At 40.7% G+C, this 18,137-nt stretch carries 18 protein-coding genes, 1 tRNA gene and 1 pseudogene; 4 read left to right on the plus strand and 16 right to left on the minus strand.

All coding sequences use genetic code 11. The annotated features are described in order from the left end of the window. Window positions 1-20: 20 nt before the first annotated feature. Window positions 21-593 carry a signal peptidase I gene (gene lepB, locus QZZ36_RS06655; protein ID WP_295078767.1) on the minus strand — a complete coding sequence of 191 codons (573 nt, stop codon included), beginning with the start codon at window positions 591-593 and terminating at the stop codon, window positions 21-23. After that, a complete protein-coding gene (locus QZZ36_RS06660; protein ID WP_295078770.1) occupies window positions 583-960 on the minus strand; it encodes a DivIVA domain-containing protein in 378 nt (125 codons plus the stop codon). Before QZZ36_RS06660 ends, lepB (QZZ36_RS06655) begins: the two co-directional genes overlap by 11 nt. 537 nt (window positions 961-1,497) lie before the next feature. Here QZZ36_RS06660 and lepB (QZZ36_RS06665) point away from each other — a divergent pair. The 3 genes from lepB (QZZ36_RS06665) to QZZ36_RS06675 are packed head-to-tail and all read left to right on the plus strand — an operon-like array spanning window position 1,498 to window position 3,928. Then, window positions 1,498-2,058, plus strand: coding sequence for a signal peptidase I (gene lepB, locus QZZ36_RS06665; protein WP_295078773.1), 561 nt, complete (start codon window positions 1,498-1,500; stop codon window positions 2,056-2,058). Continuing rightward, window positions 2,055-2,939: a class C sortase gene (locus QZZ36_RS06670; RefSeq protein WP_295078776.1), complete on the plus strand. Its 885-nt coding sequence runs from the start codon at window positions 2,055-2,057 to the stop codon at window positions 2,937-2,939. Before lepB (QZZ36_RS06665) ends, QZZ36_RS06670 begins: the two co-directional genes overlap by 4 nt. Continuing rightward, a complete protein-coding gene (locus QZZ36_RS06675; protein ID WP_295078779.1) occupies window positions 2,903-3,928 on the plus strand; it encodes a Cna B-type domain-containing protein in 1,026 nt (341 codons plus the stop codon). The genes QZZ36_RS06670 and QZZ36_RS06675 overlap by 37 nt, the downstream gene beginning before the upstream one ends. A 43-nt stretch (window positions 3,929-3,971) precedes the next feature. Here the strand turns inward: QZZ36_RS06675 and QZZ36_RS06680 are convergent, their stop codons facing one another. The 10 genes from QZZ36_RS06680 to QZZ36_RS06725 all read right to left on the minus strand — a co-directional run bounded on the left by QZZ36_RS06680 (window position 3,972) and on the right by QZZ36_RS06725 (window position 15,213). Continuing rightward, a complete protein-coding gene (locus tag QZZ36_RS06680; RefSeq protein WP_295078782.1) occupies window positions 3,972-4,628 on the minus strand; it encodes a sortase in 657 nt (218 codons plus the stop codon). A gap of 350 nt (window positions 4,629-4,978) precedes the next feature. Then, window positions 4,979-7,834, minus strand: coding sequence for a transporter substrate-binding domain-containing protein (locus QZZ36_RS06685; RefSeq protein ID WP_295078786.1), 2,856 nt, complete (start codon window positions 7,832-7,834; stop codon window positions 4,979-4,981). Window positions 7,835-7,853: 19 nt separating this feature from the next. Next, a complete protein-coding gene (locus tag QZZ36_RS06690; RefSeq protein ID WP_295078789.1) occupies window positions 7,854-10,346 on the minus strand; it encodes a response regulator in 2,493 nt (830 codons plus the stop codon). 82 nt (window positions 10,347-10,428) lie between these two features. Further along, entirely contained in the window at window positions 10,429-10,764 is a 336-nt protein-coding gene (locus tag QZZ36_RS06695; RefSeq protein WP_295078792.1) for an Hpt domain-containing protein, read from the minus strand. 27 nt (window positions 10,765-10,791) lie between these two features. After that, window positions 10,792-11,148, minus strand: coding sequence for an Hpt domain-containing protein (locus QZZ36_RS06700; protein ID WP_295078816.1), 357 nt, complete (start codon window positions 11,146-11,148; stop codon window positions 10,792-10,794). 13 nt (window positions 11,149-11,161) lie between these two features. After that, window positions 11,162-11,911: a LytTR family DNA-binding domain-containing protein gene (locus QZZ36_RS06705; protein WP_072952268.1), complete on the minus strand. Its 750-nt coding sequence runs from the start codon at window positions 11,909-11,911 to the stop codon at window positions 11,162-11,164. A 28-nt stretch (window positions 11,912-11,939) separates the two neighbouring features. Beyond that, window positions 11,940-12,350 (minus strand): sporulation initiation factor Spo0A C-terminal domain-containing protein, encoded by a 411-nt coding sequence (locus QZZ36_RS06710; protein WP_295078795.1) that lies wholly within the window; start codon window positions 12,348-12,350, stop codon window positions 11,940-11,942. Between the two features lie 105 nt (window positions 12,351-12,455). Continuing rightward, window positions 12,456-13,079 (minus strand): RNA-binding domain-containing protein, encoded by a 624-nt coding sequence (locus tag QZZ36_RS06715; protein WP_365685865.1) that lies wholly within the window; start codon window positions 13,077-13,079, stop codon window positions 12,456-12,458. A gap of 148 nt (window positions 13,080-13,227) precedes the next feature. Beyond that, entirely contained in the window at window positions 13,228-14,823 is a 1,596-nt protein-coding gene (locus tag QZZ36_RS06720) for a recombinase family protein (protein ID WP_295078801.1), read from the minus strand. An 18-nt stretch (window positions 14,824-14,841) separates the two neighbouring features. Next, a complete protein-coding gene (locus tag QZZ36_RS06725) occupies window positions 14,842-15,213 on the minus strand; it encodes a hypothetical protein (protein ID WP_295078804.1) in 372 nt (123 codons plus the stop codon). A 493-nt stretch (window positions 15,214-15,706) separates the two neighbouring features. Here QZZ36_RS06725 and QZZ36_RS06730 point away from each other — a divergent pair, with 493 nt between their 5' ends. Further along, complete coding sequence (locus QZZ36_RS06730; protein ID WP_295078807.1) at window positions 15,707-17,005, plus strand: RNA-binding domain-containing protein; 1,299 nt, start codon at window positions 15,707-15,709, stop codon at window positions 17,003-17,005. A 34-nt stretch (window positions 17,006-17,039) separates the two neighbouring features. Here the strand turns inward: QZZ36_RS06730 and QZZ36_RS06735 are convergent, their stop codons facing one another. The 4 genes and pseudogenes from QZZ36_RS06735 to QZZ36_RS06750 form a co-directional block, all read right to left on the minus strand. Next, window positions 17,040-17,150, minus strand: a complete 111-nt coding sequence (locus tag QZZ36_RS06735; protein ID WP_295078810.1) for a DUF3789 domain-containing protein — start codon at window positions 17,148-17,150, stop codon at window positions 17,040-17,042. A gap of 26 nt (window positions 17,151-17,176) precedes the next feature. Then, window positions 17,177-17,338, minus strand: a pseudogene (locus QZZ36_RS06740) (group II intron reverse transcriptase/maturase); the annotation flags it as partial. An 88-nt stretch (window positions 17,339-17,426) separates the two neighbouring features. Further along, on the minus strand, window positions 17,427-17,651 hold the full coding sequence (locus tag QZZ36_RS06745) for a DNA cytosine methyltransferase (RefSeq protein WP_295078813.1): 225 nt from the start codon (window positions 17,649-17,651) through the stop codon (window positions 17,427-17,429). Between the two features lie 359 nt (window positions 17,652-18,010). Continuing rightward, window positions 18,011-18,086: transfer RNA gene (locus tag QZZ36_RS06750), tRNA-Asn, on the minus strand. Between the last annotated feature and the right edge of the window lie 51 nt (window positions 18,087-18,137).

Here is an 18,137-nt window from a genome sequence, read left to right on the forward strand (position 1 = left end):
CACCGTTCCCCTTTCTGGCATTATTTTTTGGACCATATCCTGAAAAGCACCCTGCCGACTATCTGATCCTTTCCTACGCAGCCTATCGCTGAACTTCTGCTGTCCACAGAAGAACCGCGCTGGTCGCCGAGTATGAATATCCTGTCCTCAGGCACCTCATACGGGAATTCTATCTCACATCTTCCCAGCTCCTTTTCCTCTACATAAGGCTCGTCAAGAAGCTCTCCGTTGACATAGACGTTCCCGTCGCCGTCCATGTCTATCATGTCCCCTGAAAGACCTATAACGCGCTTCAGCAGCGATTTGTTCTGCCATGAAACGCAGCAAAGCTCTCCGTGTTTTACCTTGTCCGACTTGACAAGGACGAGGATATCCCCCTCCTTCAAGGTCGGCTCCATGCTGCTTCCGGCTACCTGTACCACCGGAAATAACAGAGTTGATACAAGCACTGCCACAGCCGCCACAACTATAAGGATAGATATTGTGCTGAACAGCGTGCTTCTGAATTTTTTCCTGTATTTTATGTTTTTGAGCTCCGTTTCTACCTGCTCAACAGACGGCAGGGTTTCCGGAGCCTTTTTCTTAGCTGACATAATCCACTATTTCCTTATTAATCATTTTTTCCGCAAGTCCCGATTCTGCTTCGGAAATGATCCTGCGTGCCTTTTCCTCGGCGTCCCTGATTATAGCTTCCGCCTTCTTTTCAGCTTCAGCGGAAGCAGCGCCGTGAAGCTGGCTGATATAGTCGTCCGCTGTCTGCTGAGCTGCTTCAAACAGTCCGTTCAGCTTTGCAGCCACATCCGCGAGGGAACCCGCATTGCTTATTTTAAGTTCCTTTTCCTTCAGTTTTTCACGGAGCTCCTCATTTTCCTTTATGAGCTCCTCCTGTTTTTTCTGGTATTCATAGATTATATATATCAGGTCACTTCTTTTCAAGTGCTTGAATTCCTTATCAGTCATAATATTTCTCCATAAAAAGCTGATTTTTTTCTCTGTTTCTATCAGGTATTTACATTATACCACTAGTTATGAAACGGCGCAACCGTTTTCACAGTTTATTAACATAATATTTTATTTTTTGTGGTAAACCACCAATACAGAAGAGGCATTTTGTGCGATTTAAACACAGCGAGGCTCAACCATTTATCTATACGCTCGGAATATTATGTATAAATTTATACTACAAGGACAACTTTAACACATTGTTAATCACCTGTTTCAAATTTGGAAATCTTTTGTTGCTTTTGTCAAAAGAATGACCTCTGTATTGTGAGCAACGCCAAAATTCCGCATCATTTCACGAATTTTCACATTTTAAGATTGACTTGACGTACACATAAGAAGTATAATATACACATGAGGGCTGTGTCCTTGTGATATCAGGTACCTCAGCAGACAAAATAAATCAGTGTGCAGTTGCACAGATGATTTAAATTTATTGTATTAATTTTTAGTAATATTACACTTTGTATATTCCGAAAGGCTGCGTATCAGATCATGGACGAAAAAAGCACTAATGAACAGACTAAAAAGCCCTCCGGCAATAAAAAAGCATTTGCAAAGGCGCTGCTCAGTACGCTGTGTTCTCTCGTCACCGCGGCTGCCGTTATAGTTCTTGTATGCAATTTTATTTTTCCCGTGTTCAAGGTAACGGGAAACAGCATGGAACCAACACTGTCAGCCGGACAGGTGGTTCTCTGCCATAAGACCTCAGATATAAAAAAAGGCGACGTGATCGCCTTCTACCATAATAAAAAGGTCCTTATAAAGCGCGTTATCGGTACTTCGGACGACGTTGTGAACATTCTCGCAGACGGTACAGTCGAACTGAACGGAAGCAGGCTCGATGAACCATACGTCAGCCGCAAGGACATTGGAGAATGCGACACAGCTTTCCCTTTTACAGTTCCCGCCGACAGGTACTTCGTCATGGGCGACGCGCGTGATACATCCGTGGACAGCCGCTCTTCCTCCGTCGGCTGTGTTGCCGAGGAAAACATTATTGGAAAGGTTTATATTAAGGTGCTGCCATTCGGCTCATCCGGTAAGGTAAAATGAAGAATAAGCGCAGTTTTATCATCAACGCCGCACTTGTTGCCGCACTCGTGGCAGGGCTTTGCATAATGGCATATCCCTCATTCAGCAACTGGTGGAATGCCGGTAAACAGTCCCGTGCTATCGCCATATACGACCAGACAGTAAGCAGCATGGACAGCGCAGACAAGGAAAGGCAGCTCGAAAGAGCAAAAAAATACAACCGTGAGCTCGCAAAGCTCAGTTCGCCGCTCAGCGATTATAAGGATATAAGAGGCTACGAAAGTTCTCTCGATATAACAGGCACCGGTATAATGGGGTATATTGAAATACCAAAGATCAATACCTATCTCCCCATATACCACGGCACAAGTCCGGAGGTGCTGAATGTAGCCGTAGGACATATAGAGGGTACCTCCCTCCCGATAGGCGGAAAGGGCAGCCATTCGGTAATATCCGCACACCGCGGTCTGCCGTCGGCAAAGCTCTTCACTGATATAGATCAGCTTACGGAAAACGATACCTTCCGCATAACTGTTCTTGATGAGATACTGGACTATGAGGTCGACGAGATAGCTACTGTCCTCCCCTACGAAATGGACAGACTCGCACCTGTACCTGGCATGGACTGCGTTACTCTCATGACCTGCACTCCATACGGTATAAACACTCACAGGCTGCTTGTACGAGCGCACAGGATAGATACAGAGCTTCCGCACGTTGTAAAAGTTCCTGCTGACGCAGTCCCTGTTGATGAAATAGCGGTACTGCCGTTCATAGTGATACCCGTACTCATATGCCTTATACTTTTCTGGATATTCAGCGGCAGACAGGATAAAAACAATAAAATAAAAAAAGAGGTGATCTCATGCCGTTCCCCAAAAACAGATCCACGAGATTTATAGTATTTCTGCTTTCAGTGCTTCTATGCATATCATTCTGCGCCCCGTTCACAGGCAGCTGCGAGAACAGCAGCGACCGTTCCATAACACTTATATGCCGTAAGGATGAGACCATTCTTACAGGTATGCAATGGAAACTGTACAGAATAGGAGAGCGTTCGGGAAACAGCTTCACTCTTACAGGAGATTTTGCCGGCTATCCCATAGACATGAGCAGCATAACCGAAGAAAACGTGGAACAGACAGCAAAGACCATAGAAAGCTACGCTGTTGCAGACGGTATCACACCAGTAAACAGTGGCATGACCGATGAAAACGGTGAACTGACATTCGGCGGTCTGACCAAGGGACTGTACCTTGCTGTCGGCAAAACACTGAAGGTCGGAAACACATACTATGTTCCCTCTTCCCTGCTGCTTGAGGCAGGCGAAAAAGATGTATCCTTCAGCTATAACGCCTATCCAAAGTTCTTCTATGCTACTCTTGGAAATACTATCGGTTCGTACACTGTCAGAAAGGTATGGGTAAACGATTCAGACGACAACGCAGCTCATCCGACCTATGTAACGGTTGACCTGTACTGCAACGGCGAGCTTCACGATACAGTGACCCTGAACGAAGATAATAACTGGGAATACCGCTGGAAGGAGCTTGATCCCACAAATAACTGGCACGTTGCCGAGCGTGATATTCCTGTGGATTATACAGTAATAATCGACTTCAACAGCACCCAGTACCTGATAAAGAACAGCTACAGGTCAACAGGCACGACCTCTTCCACAACTACAACGTCATCAATAACAGTTATAACAACAACTACAACAACTGCCATAAATCAGACAACGATCACAAAACCTCCCACAACAACATCGGCACTGCCGCCCCTTGCACAGACCGGACAGCTGTGGTGGCCGGTAATACCTCTAAGCGCCGGCGGACTTATTCTTATATCACTGGGTACTCTTATAAAAACCAAAAAAGATGATAAATAACAAATAAAAAGCACCTTTGGAGTTTTTTCCAAAGGTGCTTTTGTCACTTATTCCCGTTTTTAATACTGCCTCTAACAGCTACTCTGCCCTGTCCGCTAAGTGTGCAGGTAAAAAGCGTTATATCCCATTCATCAGTCTTTCCATAGAACATTCCCTCCGAATCGCTGCCGTCCAGCACTCTTATATCCTCAACTTTATAGCTAAAGACAGTTCCGGAAGTATCCGTGAAAAATAAATCATCGCCGTTGTTAAGCTTTGAGATGAGCCCGAAATGGCTGTTGTAATTATGAGCTGCTATAATAAGGTCTTTCCCGGCAGCAGTACCGCTGAAACGGCAGGGCGAATAATTAAGCGCGTCATAGCTCCAATTGTCGATAACGGGCAGTTCCAGACCAAGGGCAGGCATAGAGATATATCCGCAGTATTCTCTGCCGTCAACCGTGATGGGTGAGGGCATTTTCTCAGTATCATCGCTTTGTTCCTTATATGGAGCAAAAAGATCATCTGCAGGATTTGTCAGTATTTCCGCTGGCTTTTCAGCAGTAGTCTCAGGGATAAGCTGTATCAGCTCCGACATGACAACCTGAGAATTCTTATATGCCTTTTTGTCCTTTACAACATTGTACGCGCAGAGGGAAAAAGCTGCAAGTATCATCAGCAAACCGCTGCATATAAGTATTTTTTTAGTTATATTCCTCATGTTGTTAATTCCGATCAATAGTATTTAAGTTTACAAGGCGATTATATCACCCAAACGTCAATTTGTCAATATCACAGTCCATACAAACAGGCAGTATAAAATAAAAAACGCCTGCTGTTGCAGACGTTCTTTTGGCTCCCCCTGCCCGGCTCGAACGGGCGACAACTCGGTTAACAGCCGAGTGCTCTACCAGTGTAAGTGATTTATACCAAAAGTGTCAAATCTTCACTTAATTCTGAATATTTGATTAATGCAATTATATCATAAAAAAAGCATAATTTCAAGACCATTTTTTAGATTAGAATCAAAATTTAGAACAATGATGTTTACAACAAAAGATAAAACACACTTCATATCAATAGTTCAATAAGTGTCTTTCTGATCTGTCCGATATCATACGGTTTTGCAAGATGGCCGTTCATCCCAACAGACAAAGCAAGTTTTTTATCTTCCTCAAACGCATTTGCAGTTACAGCAACTATAGGAATATCAGCTTTTCCCTCATCCTTTAGCGAACGTATTCTTTTTGCCGCTTCATAGCCATCTATAACAGGCATTTGTATATCCATAAGAACAATAGAATAATGCCCTGCATCAGCTTCTTTGATCTTTCTGACAGCACTTTCTCCGTTTTCGGCAATATCAACTGTCAAGCCCATTTCTTCAAGAATTGCTTTTGCGATCATCTGATTCAATTCATTATCCTCTGCAATAAGAACCGTTTTTCCTTTAATATCATGAATACTGACTGTATCACCCTTATTCTTGTCTGTGCCATCATCTTCTGATACTTTATCAACTATCCTGCAAGGCAGATAAACTATAAATTCACTTCCGCTCCCTTCCTCGGAGTTTACAGAAATAGTTCCTCCCATCATATCTACTATTTTCTTGGTGATAGCCATGCCAAGTCCCGTTCCCTGAATACCGCTGACTGTACTGGTCTGTTCACGGGTAAAGGCATCGAATATCATATTGCGGAACTCTTCACTCATACCGATACCGTTATCCTTTATACGAAATTCAAACCATGCTGTTTTATTATCCGTGAGCTGTTTCTCTATAACTTTCAGGCTTATCATTCCGCCTGTGGGAGTGAACTTTACTGCATTAGAAAGTATATTCAGCAATACCTGCTGAAGTCTGAGCTTATCGACAAAGATATCATCATGTATGATGTCATTTGTGTCGATATTGAAATTAAGCTGTTTAGATGAAATATTGGCATGAACAATGGTACATATATCATTTATAACATCTGTCAGGTGTGCTTCAGATGCATTTATCAACACCTTGCCGCTTTCTATGCGGCTCATATCCAGTACATCGTTTATCAGAGACAACAAATGCTGACTTGAAACACTTATCTTGCCAAGATAATCCCGCACCTTCTCCTTGTTGTCTATATGCGAATCCGCAAGCGCTGTAAATCCTATAATAGCGTTCATAGGAGTACGTATATCATGTGACATATTATTGAGAAATACAGTCTTTGCACGGTTTGCGTGTTCTGCCGCCGACAGCGCATCGGAAAGTGCGTCCTTGTTCTCATCAAGCTCTTTATTCGCCTGTTCAAGTTCAAGTCTTGACTTTTCTATAATAGCAAGTTCTTTTCTCGAACGCTTTATATCACGGACAAGCAGAAACATAACAAGCCCCGTTATTACACCGGCTATTGCAACGAACACAGCTGCATTATCCCTTAAAGCCTCTGTTAAACCATAATTATACAGCTCATCTGTATATCTGTATGCCCTATTATTAGCATATTCACTGCCAACAACTGCAATCCCCCTATTGATCAGTTTAAGCAGCTCCTCGTTTCCTATCTTTACACCGATACAGCGATCATCATTTCTGCTTATATTACGGTGTGAAAGATTGCGGAATCTGCTGTTTTTCAGAATATCTGTAGCCCTCATGCCATCCAGTGTAGTAGCCCCTGCTTTGCCTGAGAGCACAGCTTCAAGACATTCTTCAATAGAATCACAGCTGATGATTTTTGCATCAGGATAATTTGTGATGATATAGTAGTACTGTATCGTGTTGTTTCGGTTTACCGCAAAACTGCTTACTGTATCGTTATCATATCCGTTATTGTAAACGAGTTCTGTCGTGGTAGAAATTACAGGACTTGACTGGTATATCCCATTTTCTTCGGAATAGTAAAGACCTCCGCCAACAGGAAAAGCTGCATCTATCATATCCGTTTGCACAGCAGCTATCATATCATCATAGTTTTTATATCCTGTATAGGTCACATTGATCTTATTAAGCCCAAGGTCATTAAATATTTCAGGGATAAGATCCTTTATTAAACCTGTAACGCTGCCGCTCTTTCCCGTGTCACTGTATGGGAGACAGTTTTCCAGATATCCAATCCTTATCTCACTGTGAGTATCTATCCATTCTTTCTCAGCAGCTGAAAAAGCTCTTGACGAAACGCTTACAGGAAAGTATTTGTGATTCAGATAATTAAGATAATCAGGCTCATCAGCCGCAAGCATATTCTGTGTTGTATCAAGCTCAGAAAGGATGTCACTGCGGTATCTGCTTACACACAAATAATAGTTTGAGTCTCCGAATGGAAAAAGAACCTCGGCGTGGTCTCTGCCGTAAGCGCCGTCACCTTCAGCCGCCAGTATATCAACATTCTTTGAATCAAATTCGGAAAAAAGCTCCTCATAATCAGAAAATGCCATTACCTCTGCTTTTATGGCATGACTGTCAAGATATTCTCTCAGCGTATCTACCATTGCACTGTCCAGCACACCTATCTTTTTTCCGTTAAATGTCTGAGGATCAGCAGTAATGTCAGTATCTGTCTCATGCTTCACAAAGTTATACGTTTCACTTCCCATAGGAAGATCAGGATATCCTATAAGCTCTTTCCGTTCTTCCTTATATGCAAGTCCCGCAACAACATCTACTTCACCGGCAAGAAGCATATCATATACATCCCCGAAGCTACCATAGACGTATTCATATTCCCAGCCAGTGTACTCTGAGAGTTTAAGGTAATATTCATATGCATATCCCGATTTTACGATGCCATCTTTTGCGCCTTCCTGAAAGACTTCATTTTCATAGTATCCTACACGTATCGTTTTTGGTTGTTCCTGTGCAGAAACTCTTATCGGTACAGCAAATGTCATTATTATTGTCAGTATTATAATTAAAGCGGCTATTGCTTTATTTTTCTGCATTGTTGTATCCTCTCAGATGTCAGTTGGTCTGTTCTGCATTCCATATCAGTTCTTCCAGCGTATGATACAGACGCTCTGCTTCAACAGGCTTTGATAAATGTGCGTTCATTCCGACCTGTAATGATAATTGAACGTCCTCGTCAAAGGCATTGGCAGTCATAGCAATGATCGGTACTTTTTCAGCGTCGGGGCGTCCAAGTGAACGTATTTCTGCTGTAGCTTCAAGTCCGTCCATTTCCGGCATACGAACGTCCATCAAAACAGCATCATAATATCCGATCTGACTTTCCGAAAACATTTCAACAGCAATTTTTCCGTTCTCTGCATGGTCTGTTATCATTCCCTTTATTTTCAGCAGTTCTTTCATTATCTCTGCATTAATAAAGACGTCTTCAGCAAGAAGAATATGCTTTTCATTAAGATCTGCACGTTTTCTTTCGCGGAGCATGAGTATATTGTTCTTTCTTGCAATACGCTCAAATTCACTTATCACATCTGAGGCGAACAGCGGTTTTGCAAGGAAGCTGTCAACTCCGATATGCATAGCCTTATCCATTATCTCGTCCCAGTTGAAAGACGTAAGTATGATAATAGTCGTTTCTTTTCTGTAAAGTTTTCGTATCTCTTCTGCACATTTGATTCCGTCCATATCCGGCATTTTCCAGTCTAAAAGCACAAGATTATACGGTTCATGCTTTGTATGCTGCACCTCAAGCATTTTCAGTGCGCTCCTGCCATCAAGGCAGATATCAGCCTTGATACCTGCTTCATCAAGCACTATCTTTGCGTGTTCGGCGGCTACTTCCTCATCATCTACTACAAGCACACGCATTTCTTTTGAATCAATGAATACATCTTCCGCTCCGCTACGCTCGCAGTTTTTCAGCGTTACAACAACGGTGAATTCCGTACCAACGCCCTTTTCTGATTTTACTGATATAGTACCATTCATAATATCTGCTATATTCTTAGCAATTGCCATTCCAAGCCCTGTGCTGCCATACTTATTATTTCTGCTTGAATCTTCCTGTGCAAAGGTGTCAAAAACCTTTGGTAAAAATGCCTTTTCCATTCCTATCCCTGTATCCTTGACAATAAATCTGATTGTTGATTTATCTTCAAAAACCGCAGTACGTTCAACAGTAAGCGAAATATTTCCCGGAGCATCTGTAAATTTTATAGAATTGCTGAGAATATTGATTAATATCTGCTTCAGCTTCATATCATCACCGATATAATAATCAGAAATACTGCCGATAACCTTGCATTCATATTTCAGCCCCTTATCCCTGCACTGTGTCATTACAATAGTATTTATCTGTTCAAGCATTGCACGGAATGAAAATTCCTCTTTCCCGAGTATCATTTTTCCCGATTCAATACGGCTCATGTCAAGGATATCATTGATAAGTCCAAGCAAATGCCTTGCACTTTCACCTATCTTTTCAAAACACTCCCTTATTTCAGGATCAAGATTTGTCTTTCTCAGCGCAAGGCTATCAAGACCAATTATAGCATTCATAGGTGTACGTATCTCATGGCTCATGCTGGATAAAAAGGCGGTTTTTGCCCTGTTCGCCTGTTCAGCAGCTTCAAGTGCTTCACTTAATGCCTGGTTTTTCGCCATTGTTTCCCGCATTTCCTTGTCTATATTAGTGAGTCCAAGACCTATCGCATGGACTATATAATCATCCCTGTCCTCGACATGGCGCACTCCGGCCATTCTTATCATCTCATAATAATCCGAACCGTTCCTGTGCGCAAGATAGCGATAGGCAATGATAATATTCTCTGACAACGCCTTTCTGATATTATCGGGATCAATAAATTCAAGAAAACCGTCACGGTAATTCTCGTCAACGGAATGCTCAGCATACCATTTAAAGCGTTCATAGTATGGAAAGTGTACACCTTCTGCTGTCTGCTCCTTATCCTCTGGATCTGCACGATAACATACGCCGTCATTCAGATCAAGGTCGATATGATAAACGCTTCTGTAATCAGAGGCAAGTGCGGTTATCATCTTATCCTGCTGTTCACGCTGATTCTGCTCCTCAATAAGCTTTTCCTGAAAGGCAAGGCGCTTTTCAAGCTCCTGCTGTTCATGCTTTTTGGTGATATCTGAAATAAACACATAATATATACCGCCGTATGCTTCTGTCTCGGTATAATGACCGTAATCATCCACCCAGCGGACTTCCCCGTCTTGCCTGATTATACGGTACTCAACACAGTCAAAATTATCCTCATTTTTCTTGATTTGTTCAATAATCGAACCAGAAACAGATGCCATGTCATCAGGGTGTACCATTCCGCGAAAGGTATAGCCTGTCAGTTCTTTGAATTCAGAAATATCCTTGCAGCCAAAAATACTAAGAACTGCGGCATTTGCATAAAGCAGCTCTTCACTTTCATTCGCTCTGTATATAAAGAAGCCGCCAGGCATCATTCTTCCTATTGCCTTTACAATGTGCATTGTCTGTTCGTTCAGTTCAAAATGCTTGCCAAACATGGCTTATTCCTCCAAAATTGATTAGTATCATGAAAAAAGGGAACACTTAAAAAGAACCGTTCCCTCATAGCTTTATTGTTTATTACAATTCACACAGTCTTTCAAACTCATTTTTTAGCTTGTCCATAAGTTCAGTATATTCTGTATCTGTTCTGTTTCTCAGCAATTCAGTAATATCAGTGACAGGTCCGGTCAAGGGTGTAAGAGATAGATTTGCATACACTCCTTTCAACGAGTGTGCAGTCTCAAAAGCCCCATCAAATTCTTTCCTGACAAGCTGCTGTTCAAGTAAATAAAGCGTTTTATCTTCTGTAAGCTTACCAACGAGATTTAAATAAAGCTCCGCCTTATTCAGACATCTTGAAAGTCCGTCATCAACGTCTGCACCGAACTCACGGAGCTTTTCAATTGTTATCATATTGTTTCTCCTTTACAGGGCTGATTGTTATAATACTCCGTCTTTACTATGTATATTGCACCATAGCTTATAGATACGCTCATATTCTTCCACGATCTTCTGACATAGTATGCCGGCTTTTTCACTTTCATTATTTTTCAGAACTCCGTGAAGCCCACATATATCAGAAGCTAAATGGTCAAATCCGAGAGTAGCAGTGACGCCCTTGAGAGTATGAGCGGTATTGATCGCTGACTGAAATTCATTATTGATGATCTGGTTTTTCAGATCTGCAATACTATTTTCACTGAAAAAAATTGTCAGGTATTTTTCTATTCTGTCAGAACTCAGAAGCCTGCTGAGTAACAGATCATAATTTTCACCTATTGCATTATAAAAATCCATAAGTTCCACAAAGTCACGCTCCCGCTATTTCAGCTAAATCACCCGTTAGCACAGCATTTGAATTGTATTCAAGATACATACGTCTAATATCCTTAATGCTCTTTTTTCTGACTAAAACTATTTCATCATTATCCATAACAAAATTTTCATTCATACTTCTTACATAATAAAGGTTAACAAGGAAACTTCTATGACACCGTAAAAAACGCTTGTCATCAATATCGTTCTCCATCAGATCAAGACGTGTATATATAGTATGTACCTTGCCGTCACTGCAATGGATCAGACATTTCGTATTTGAGCTTTCGATATATCTGATATTATCATAGGAAATATATTCTACGCTGCTTCTTTTCTTAACTATGATCGTATTTTTGCGTCTGCCTATGAGAATCCTGTCCATTACATTACAAAATTTCTCATAATTATGCGGCTTCAACAAGTAACCTGCAGCATCTACGTCATAGCTTTCAACTGCATACTTATCAGAAGCAGTAAGAAAAACTATCTTCCCGTTATAGCCACCTGAACGAAGTTTTTTTGCAACTTCTATGCCAAGAAGACTATTAAGGTATATGTCAAGAAAAATAATATCATATCTGTTGCTTTCCTCTATATCGTCGATCAGAGTACCTTCATTACAGTATTCAGTAACGTGATACAGAAAAGACTTGTCTTTAAAATAGCCATCTATCATTTCTGCAATTACAAATCTGTCAAAGCTGCTGTCATCACAGACCGCTATTTCAAATACATCTTTCATTTCTTACTCCCTTGCTTGTAATTAGTAGTTAAAATCCTGGTGTAAATCGTTTTTTGTTATTAATTATTCTGTACTTATCTGCTAATAACCATATAAATTCACTTAAATAAGGCTTGCAGTCATCATAATAACCGAGAATATCCTTTATTCCATCACTATTTCTGTCCCACGCAGCTTCTATGGAATATCTGAGACCACGTTCGATTCTTTTAACGGACGAATCAAGTTCATCTGCAATCTGAGGATATAGCTCAGTTGTAAGCTTTACATTTATATTATTCGAGCGATTGATCTTTAATATGATATATAAAAGATAATTATATCCTGCTGTATTTCTTGGAATTCCAAGCTGATTGAGCAAAGAGGCAATGATGTCCCTCTCGTTCATAACTTCCGTAAGCTTTTTTTCATTATTTTCTTCTACACATATATTATACATTTTATACCTCCGTTTTATAAATTAATAGATTTGTCTGTAATAGTATAATAGCATATTTTTTGTCAGAAAAAGAATAATTATGAAAAAAGACGATTTCATTATGAATTATAATGCATAAGAAAAATACTTTTCTGCCTGTGAGATTAGTGATCCATGAACTTCATCCTGATACACTATTTCAGAATCAGACTTAAAATATCCGATCTTTATAAAAGAACCCGGTATCCACTTTTCAGGCTTATGATGAAATAATAGTATCGCTGCTCTTGTAGAAATATCATTATTAAGTAGATTAAGATTATCGAGAAGCTGCGGATTATCCACACTTAACGCTTTAGAATCCATACGTTGACTGCTTTCAGCCTGTTCTCTGAATATATCAAAGCTGTCATGTCTGAAGTCTTCAGGCTTTATACCGTCTATCGGAACACTATCCCATGTAATGCCTGTCTTTTTCAATAAGAATTGATTAAGTGCAGGTCCGACTAACTGCTGTTTTGTGCTTCCCGATCTATAGTGGTACTCACCATGATAGCTGACATGATAAGGATTGGCACTGACAATTATCTCAATATAGTACTTTCCGCCTTTATTATGCAAATTAACATCTGCTACTATTCCAAGAGCATTTACTATTTTGTTTGGAATATCTTCTAACAGCTTTTTACTCTTTTCTACTCCGACAACCTCGCCGTCATCATTCATACCTATATATATTCTGGCTTTCAGACATTATGCTCGCACTCCTCTAACTAATTTAATCTATGTAAACCGAATGGCAGTATTACCTTTATTATTGCCACTTATCCACCACAAAATGATTATGATACAATATTATTGTATCATAATCCAGTATTCTTTTCAAGTTAAATTATGTTTATAAATTATTTAACCCATTCCATCCCACACAGAACTGCTCATACTCCATATTAAGCGTTATATTTATCTTATATCCTTTGCCTATCTCAATTCGGCTTATGACCTTAGATATTATCATTTTCTTCTGTTCTATAGTAGCCATCCGAAATTCCTCTGCCCAGCCTTTGAACATATCATACATTGGACGAACCTTTTCCATCGAAGCCTTCTTTTGCTCCATTTCATTGCCTATCTTCTCAAGCTGTTGGTTTATTACGGTTATTCTCTGCTGAACAGTTGTCATTGCAGCAGAGAATTGCTCCGGAGAGTAGAAGCTTTCCCCTATCAATGTGTTGGCGATTTCCTCATTCAGCTTATCATATTGTTTCTGGTATTTCTTCAGTTCAGTGCCAAGCTTAGTCTGTTTAGCCCTGCATTTCTGCATTTCCTTGTTATATTCCTTTCTGAGCTCAGCTTCATCGGGAGCGTCGCTTATTTTTGAGAATATCGATGCAACTACCTCTATGACCGCCTTATCCACTTTTTCGGCTGAATATACTGACTGCCCATCGCAGTCGCATAATTTTCTGCACCTGTGATAGCATATGTATCTGAGGTAGTGCTTTTCTTTAACCTCTCCTGTCGATTTTACTGTGTACTTCTCTGTATGCATATTCGATGTCATTCGTCCGCCACAGTGTGCACAGAACATTACTCCTGACAGCATCGCCTGACTTTTGGTAGATAATGCTATCTGTCTTTCATCACTGTTTTTCATTGCTCTTTGTTCAAGTATGTACTGAGCTCTCTCAAACATCTTCTCGTCTATGATCTGAAGCTCTTTCATATGTGGTGATACTGTATCTCCTGACACCATGTATCCACAGGTCAGCTTATTTCTCAGTATTCGTATTATGGTATTACATTGGAACTTAGCACCGCTGTGAGTCCTGACTCCGTTTTCATTTAAATAGGTGGCGAGCCTATGAGAACCGTATCCGTATTTGACAGTTTTCTCAAATATCTCCACCACCCATTCTGCTTCGACCGGATTTATTACAAGGTCATATATCTCCTTTCCCCTCTTGTTCAAACGCCCCCTCTTTTCAAGTTGATATCCGAAGGGAACGCCGCCGCCTGTATAACTTCCTTCTGCGGTAAGCTGCTGCATTCTTGTTTTTATTCTCATGGAAGTCTTTTCAGATTCTCCCGAAGCCTGCCAGAATCGGATATAGTTCATGAGCTTGTCCACATGGCTCTCGAATCTCTGCTCTCCTTCCTGAACGCTCCATACTCTTATACCATGCTTCACAAACCACTCTACTACGAATGGTGTCTCGTCATCTATTCGTCCGATCCTATCAAACATGAACACCAGCAGTATCTGGAATTCGTTTCTCAGTGCCGCTGCCTTTAGTTCTTGTATCGCATCTCTGTCGGTCGCTGATACTTTAAAGCCAGATACACCTTTTTCGAGAAACTCTTTTCCGACAGTCCAGCCCATCCTCTGGGCAAACTCCCTGCAAGCCTCTCGCTGCATTGGGATATCATCCTTGACTTTATCCACCTGTTTGGTTGTTGAAACTCGATAAAGTGTATATACAACCTCTCCCATATGTATATCCTTCCTTTATTATAATAGTATATTATTTGATAGTTCATCTTTCAATTCACATTTTCCTTTGTCTGATGATCTATCATCGGACAGTATGCCTATACGCTCCTTGAATGCTTCCAGTATTAACCAGAGCACATTGTCCTTAATATCTTCCTTACATTCTGACCTTGGCTTAAAGGTAATGGTCACTTCACAACCTGCTACATTTTTCAAAATAGTAGGATCGTTATGTTCTTGAACTTCTTTTTCTATTATAATCTTCTTGATACCGATATGACGATGCACATTCTCGTTAATATCCGGAACTGAACTCGTCATTGTATCATTATACATATAAGCAGGATCACAAGCAGCCGTTCCGTCTATATGATAAGTATTGTTTTCCATATATAATTCTCCTTGTTTTTTTGAACCGGCCCGTTCTTTCACCAACAACAATACCACACTTTGTCTCGAATTGGTATCACCAATGCCAACGAATTATCTCGGCACTTTTTGTGCAAAACCGACTCACTTGCTATGCGACAAGCTGTTACTTGAATTGCTGTTTATATAATCGTTGATTCTGCTCTTAAAACATTCAAGGATCAGCCACAAAACCTTATCCTTTATATCTTCTGATTGAGGCTTAAAAGTAATGATCACCTCACACCCGTTGATCTCTCTGTTTATTTGCATATTATCTCCTTTCAAATATCTCTGTATTCCTTAGGTTACTCCTAAAACCAATAAATGCGCCACCTCTGTTTTGTTCAAGCCGCCAAAATACATATCTCGACTGATTTTGTCATTGTTTTCTCTTGACATTTCCCAATCTATCGGTTATAATGTGTTATATATCCGTTAGATTGTTAGATAGCTGTTAGATTGGAGGCATAAGATGATAGAAAACGAAATTACCGAGTTCAAGCGTGAATATGTTGATGATATCAAAAAGAGCGTCATTGCTTTTGCAAACACAACCGGCGGAAGCATATTCATTGGCATTGACAATGACGGTACTCCAGTCGGAGTTGAAGATACTGATGATTGTCAACTAAAGCTCAGCAGTTCTCTCCGTGATTCGATCCGTCCTGATGTTACAATGTTCACTGATATAAAAGTCTTAGTAATGGATGGAAAGAATATAGTTAAAATAAGTGTACAGCGTGGTACTGCAAGACCTTATTTCCTTTCAGGCAAGGGTGTTCGTCCCGAAGGTGTATATATACGTCAGGGATCAGCAAATGTTCCTGCATCTGAAGAAAGAATACTAAGTCTTATCCGTGAAACAGCCGGTGATAATTACGAGACAGAGCGTTCGCTTACTCAGGATCTGACGTTTGATACTGCTGATAAGTATTTTGCAGAAAGATCATTGCCTTTCGGTACTGAACAAAAAAGGACGCTTCACCTCATATCTGAGGACGGGACCTATTCTAACCTTGCGCTGCTGTTATCAGATCAATGTGAGCATACAATAAAATTTGCCGTATTTGAAGGCTCTGTCAAGACAAATTTCAAGGATCGTCGTGAATTTTCAGGCTCCCTTTTTAAGCAGCTTGAAGAAACGTATAGTTATATCGGTCAATTCAATCATATCCGCTCAGAATTTGAAGGACTTCGCAGGATAGATATATATGACTACCCTATTGAAGCAATTCGTGAAGCATTGCTGAATTCAATAGTTCACAGAGAATACAGCTACTCTGCAAGTACACTAATAAGCATCTTTGACGATCGTATGGAATTTGTGACTATCGGAGGACTTCCCAAAGGAATCTCTGCCAATGACATAATGCTCGGTATTTCTGTCCCTCGGAACAAAAACCTTGCCGAAGTCTTTTATCGGCTTCATCTTATTGAAGCATACGGAACTGGTATGCCTAAGATCAACGAATGCTACTCTGAGTCCGATGTGAAGCCGACTGTAGATATCACAGATAATGCTTTCAAGATAACCTTGCCGAACTTCAATTATTGTACTGTTCGTTCCTCAAAAGATTCTGCCAACCTATCTGAAAGAGAGAAAGCCATTATTGATTATCTTAAAGATAATGCATATATCACACGACCTGTAGTACAAGAGCTTACAAAATGCTCGCAAACAACTGCGATCAGCACACTTACCCGATTAGTAGAAAAAGGGTATATCGTTAAAAGCGGCAATGCTTCTGCTACAAAATATAGTCTTTCTTAATGTTATTCCATACAATATGTATGGTAAGCTCCACTCATTTGAGTGGAGCTTCTTCATTATCAGCTCTGCCTGCCGCTATGCAGAAGCACATAGCAAGAACTCCCACAGTTCCGCCGAACATTGCTCCTGCGATGAAGTGTATCATGTGTTCACCTCCCATTCACGGATAGTCGCTTCGCATATTGGCTCTAATACTTGTAGGATACATTGCTGTATCAGCCTGTCCATAATTGTTGGTATTCCAAGCGGACGCTTTTTAGTCGGGTCACTTGATTATGGAATCTCAACCGTACGTACCGTTTGTGGAGTGTACCATTTAAATTTCTTTCTCACATATTCGATTAGCCGTTCATCTTGCCATTTTGCAAGGTCTTTTATATTTTATTAGTGCCCAACCTTTTCAGTTAGGAACGTGTCGCACTCATGGAAAACCTCCGCAAATAAGGTCGATATCCGGCAAGCCTTCCGGGATGATTTTTCTTGCGTCATCGAAATACTCCTCCTTTGATGTGTCGTAAAGTGCTTCATACGCCTGTTTTGCGAATTTGTCTATCTCGCAGTAACCGACACACTCAAAGCCGCCGACTCGTTCAAGGCCTGAGCGGAAACCGCCGATTCCTGCGAACATATCTAAATATCGTATCAATGTTATAGTTCACCTCTCTTTTTTCTCTGTAATGATTCTTATGATTTGCATTGTTCAATAGACTCACACCTTTCATAAAAAATTACAGCCGCCTGCATTTTTGCAGACAGCTGTATGTAACGAAAAAAGGCCACCGATAGTTGTCCTTTTAAAGTGATAAGTTACCTTGTCTTCGTACATAATGTCTTTCCAGTGGTTTTCACATTACGTGAAAACCACTAAAACCGAGTCCGTAAACCATATAATATGAACTTGACAATTTAATAGCATTATAAAAAAATAAAAAAGAGACACTCAACCAAAAGATAGCCGCACCTCCATAAGAAACGCTACCTCAGTTGAGTATCTCTCTTCATTTTTGGCTCCCCCTGCCCGGCTCGAACGGGCGACAACTCGGTTAACAGCCGAGTGCTCTACCGACTGAGCTAAGGAGGAATATATAATGTCGGCACTGATTTAGTTTCCCGGGCCGTCACCAGCCAAGTA

The organism is Ruminococcus sp., assembly GCF_016287535.1.
Lineage (GTDB): Bacteria > Bacillota > Clostridia > Oscillospirales > Ruminococcaceae > Ruminococcus.

Coding starts and splice junctions, on each gene's coding strand:
- lepB (WP_295078767.1), bottom strand. CDS start 593: ATGTCAGCTAAGAAAAAGGCTCCGGAAACCCTGCCGTCTGTTGAGCAG.
- QZZ36_RS06660 (WP_295078770.1), bottom strand. CDS start 960: ATGACTGATAAGGAATTCAAGCACTTGAAAAGAAGTGACCTGATATAT.
- lepB (WP_295078773.1), top strand. CDS start 1,498: ATGGACGAAAAAAGCACTAATGAACAGACTAAAAAGCCCTCCGGCAAT.
- QZZ36_RS06670 (WP_295078776.1), top strand. CDS start 2,055: ATGAAGAATAAGCGCAGTTTTATCATCAACGCCGCACTTGTTGCCGCA.
- QZZ36_RS06675 (WP_295078779.1), top strand. CDS start 2,903: ATGCCGTTCCCCAAAAACAGATCCACGAGATTTATAGTATTTCTGCTT.
- QZZ36_RS06680 (WP_295078782.1), bottom strand. CDS start 4,628: ATGAGGAATATAACTAAAAAAATACTTATATGCAGCGGTTTGCTGATG.
- QZZ36_RS06685 (WP_295078786.1), bottom strand. CDS start 7,834: ATGCAGAAAAATAAAGCAATAGCCGCTTTAATTATAATACTGACAATA.
- QZZ36_RS06690 (WP_295078789.1), bottom strand. CDS start 10,346: ATGTTTGGCAAGCATTTTGAACTGAACGAACAGACAATGCACATTGTA.
- QZZ36_RS06695 (WP_295078792.1), bottom strand. CDS start 10,764: ATGATAACAATTGAAAAGCTCCGTGAGTTCGGTGCAGACGTTGATGAC.
- QZZ36_RS06700 (WP_295078816.1), bottom strand. CDS start 11,148: ATGGATTTTTATAATGCAATAGGTGAAAATTATGATCTGTTACTCAGC.
- QZZ36_RS06705 (WP_072952268.1), bottom strand. CDS start 11,911: ATGAAAGATGTATTTGAAATAGCGGTCTGTGATGACAGCAGCTTTGAC.
- QZZ36_RS06710 (WP_295078795.1), bottom strand. CDS start 12,350: ATGTATAATATATGTGTAGAAGAAAATAATGAAAAAAAGCTTACGGAA.
- QZZ36_RS06720 (WP_295078801.1), bottom strand. CDS start 14,823: ATGGGAGAGGTTGTATATACACTTTATCGAGTTTCAACAACCAAACAG.
- QZZ36_RS06725 (WP_295078804.1), bottom strand. CDS start 15,213: ATGGAAAACAATACTTATCATATAGACGGAACGGCTGCTTGTGATCCT.
- QZZ36_RS06730 (WP_295078807.1), top strand. CDS start 15,707: ATGATAGAAAACGAAATTACCGAGTTCAAGCGTGAATATGTTGATGAT.
- QZZ36_RS06735 (WP_295078810.1), bottom strand. CDS start 17,150: ATGATACACTTCATCGCAGGAGCAATGTTCGGCGGAACTGTGGGAGTT.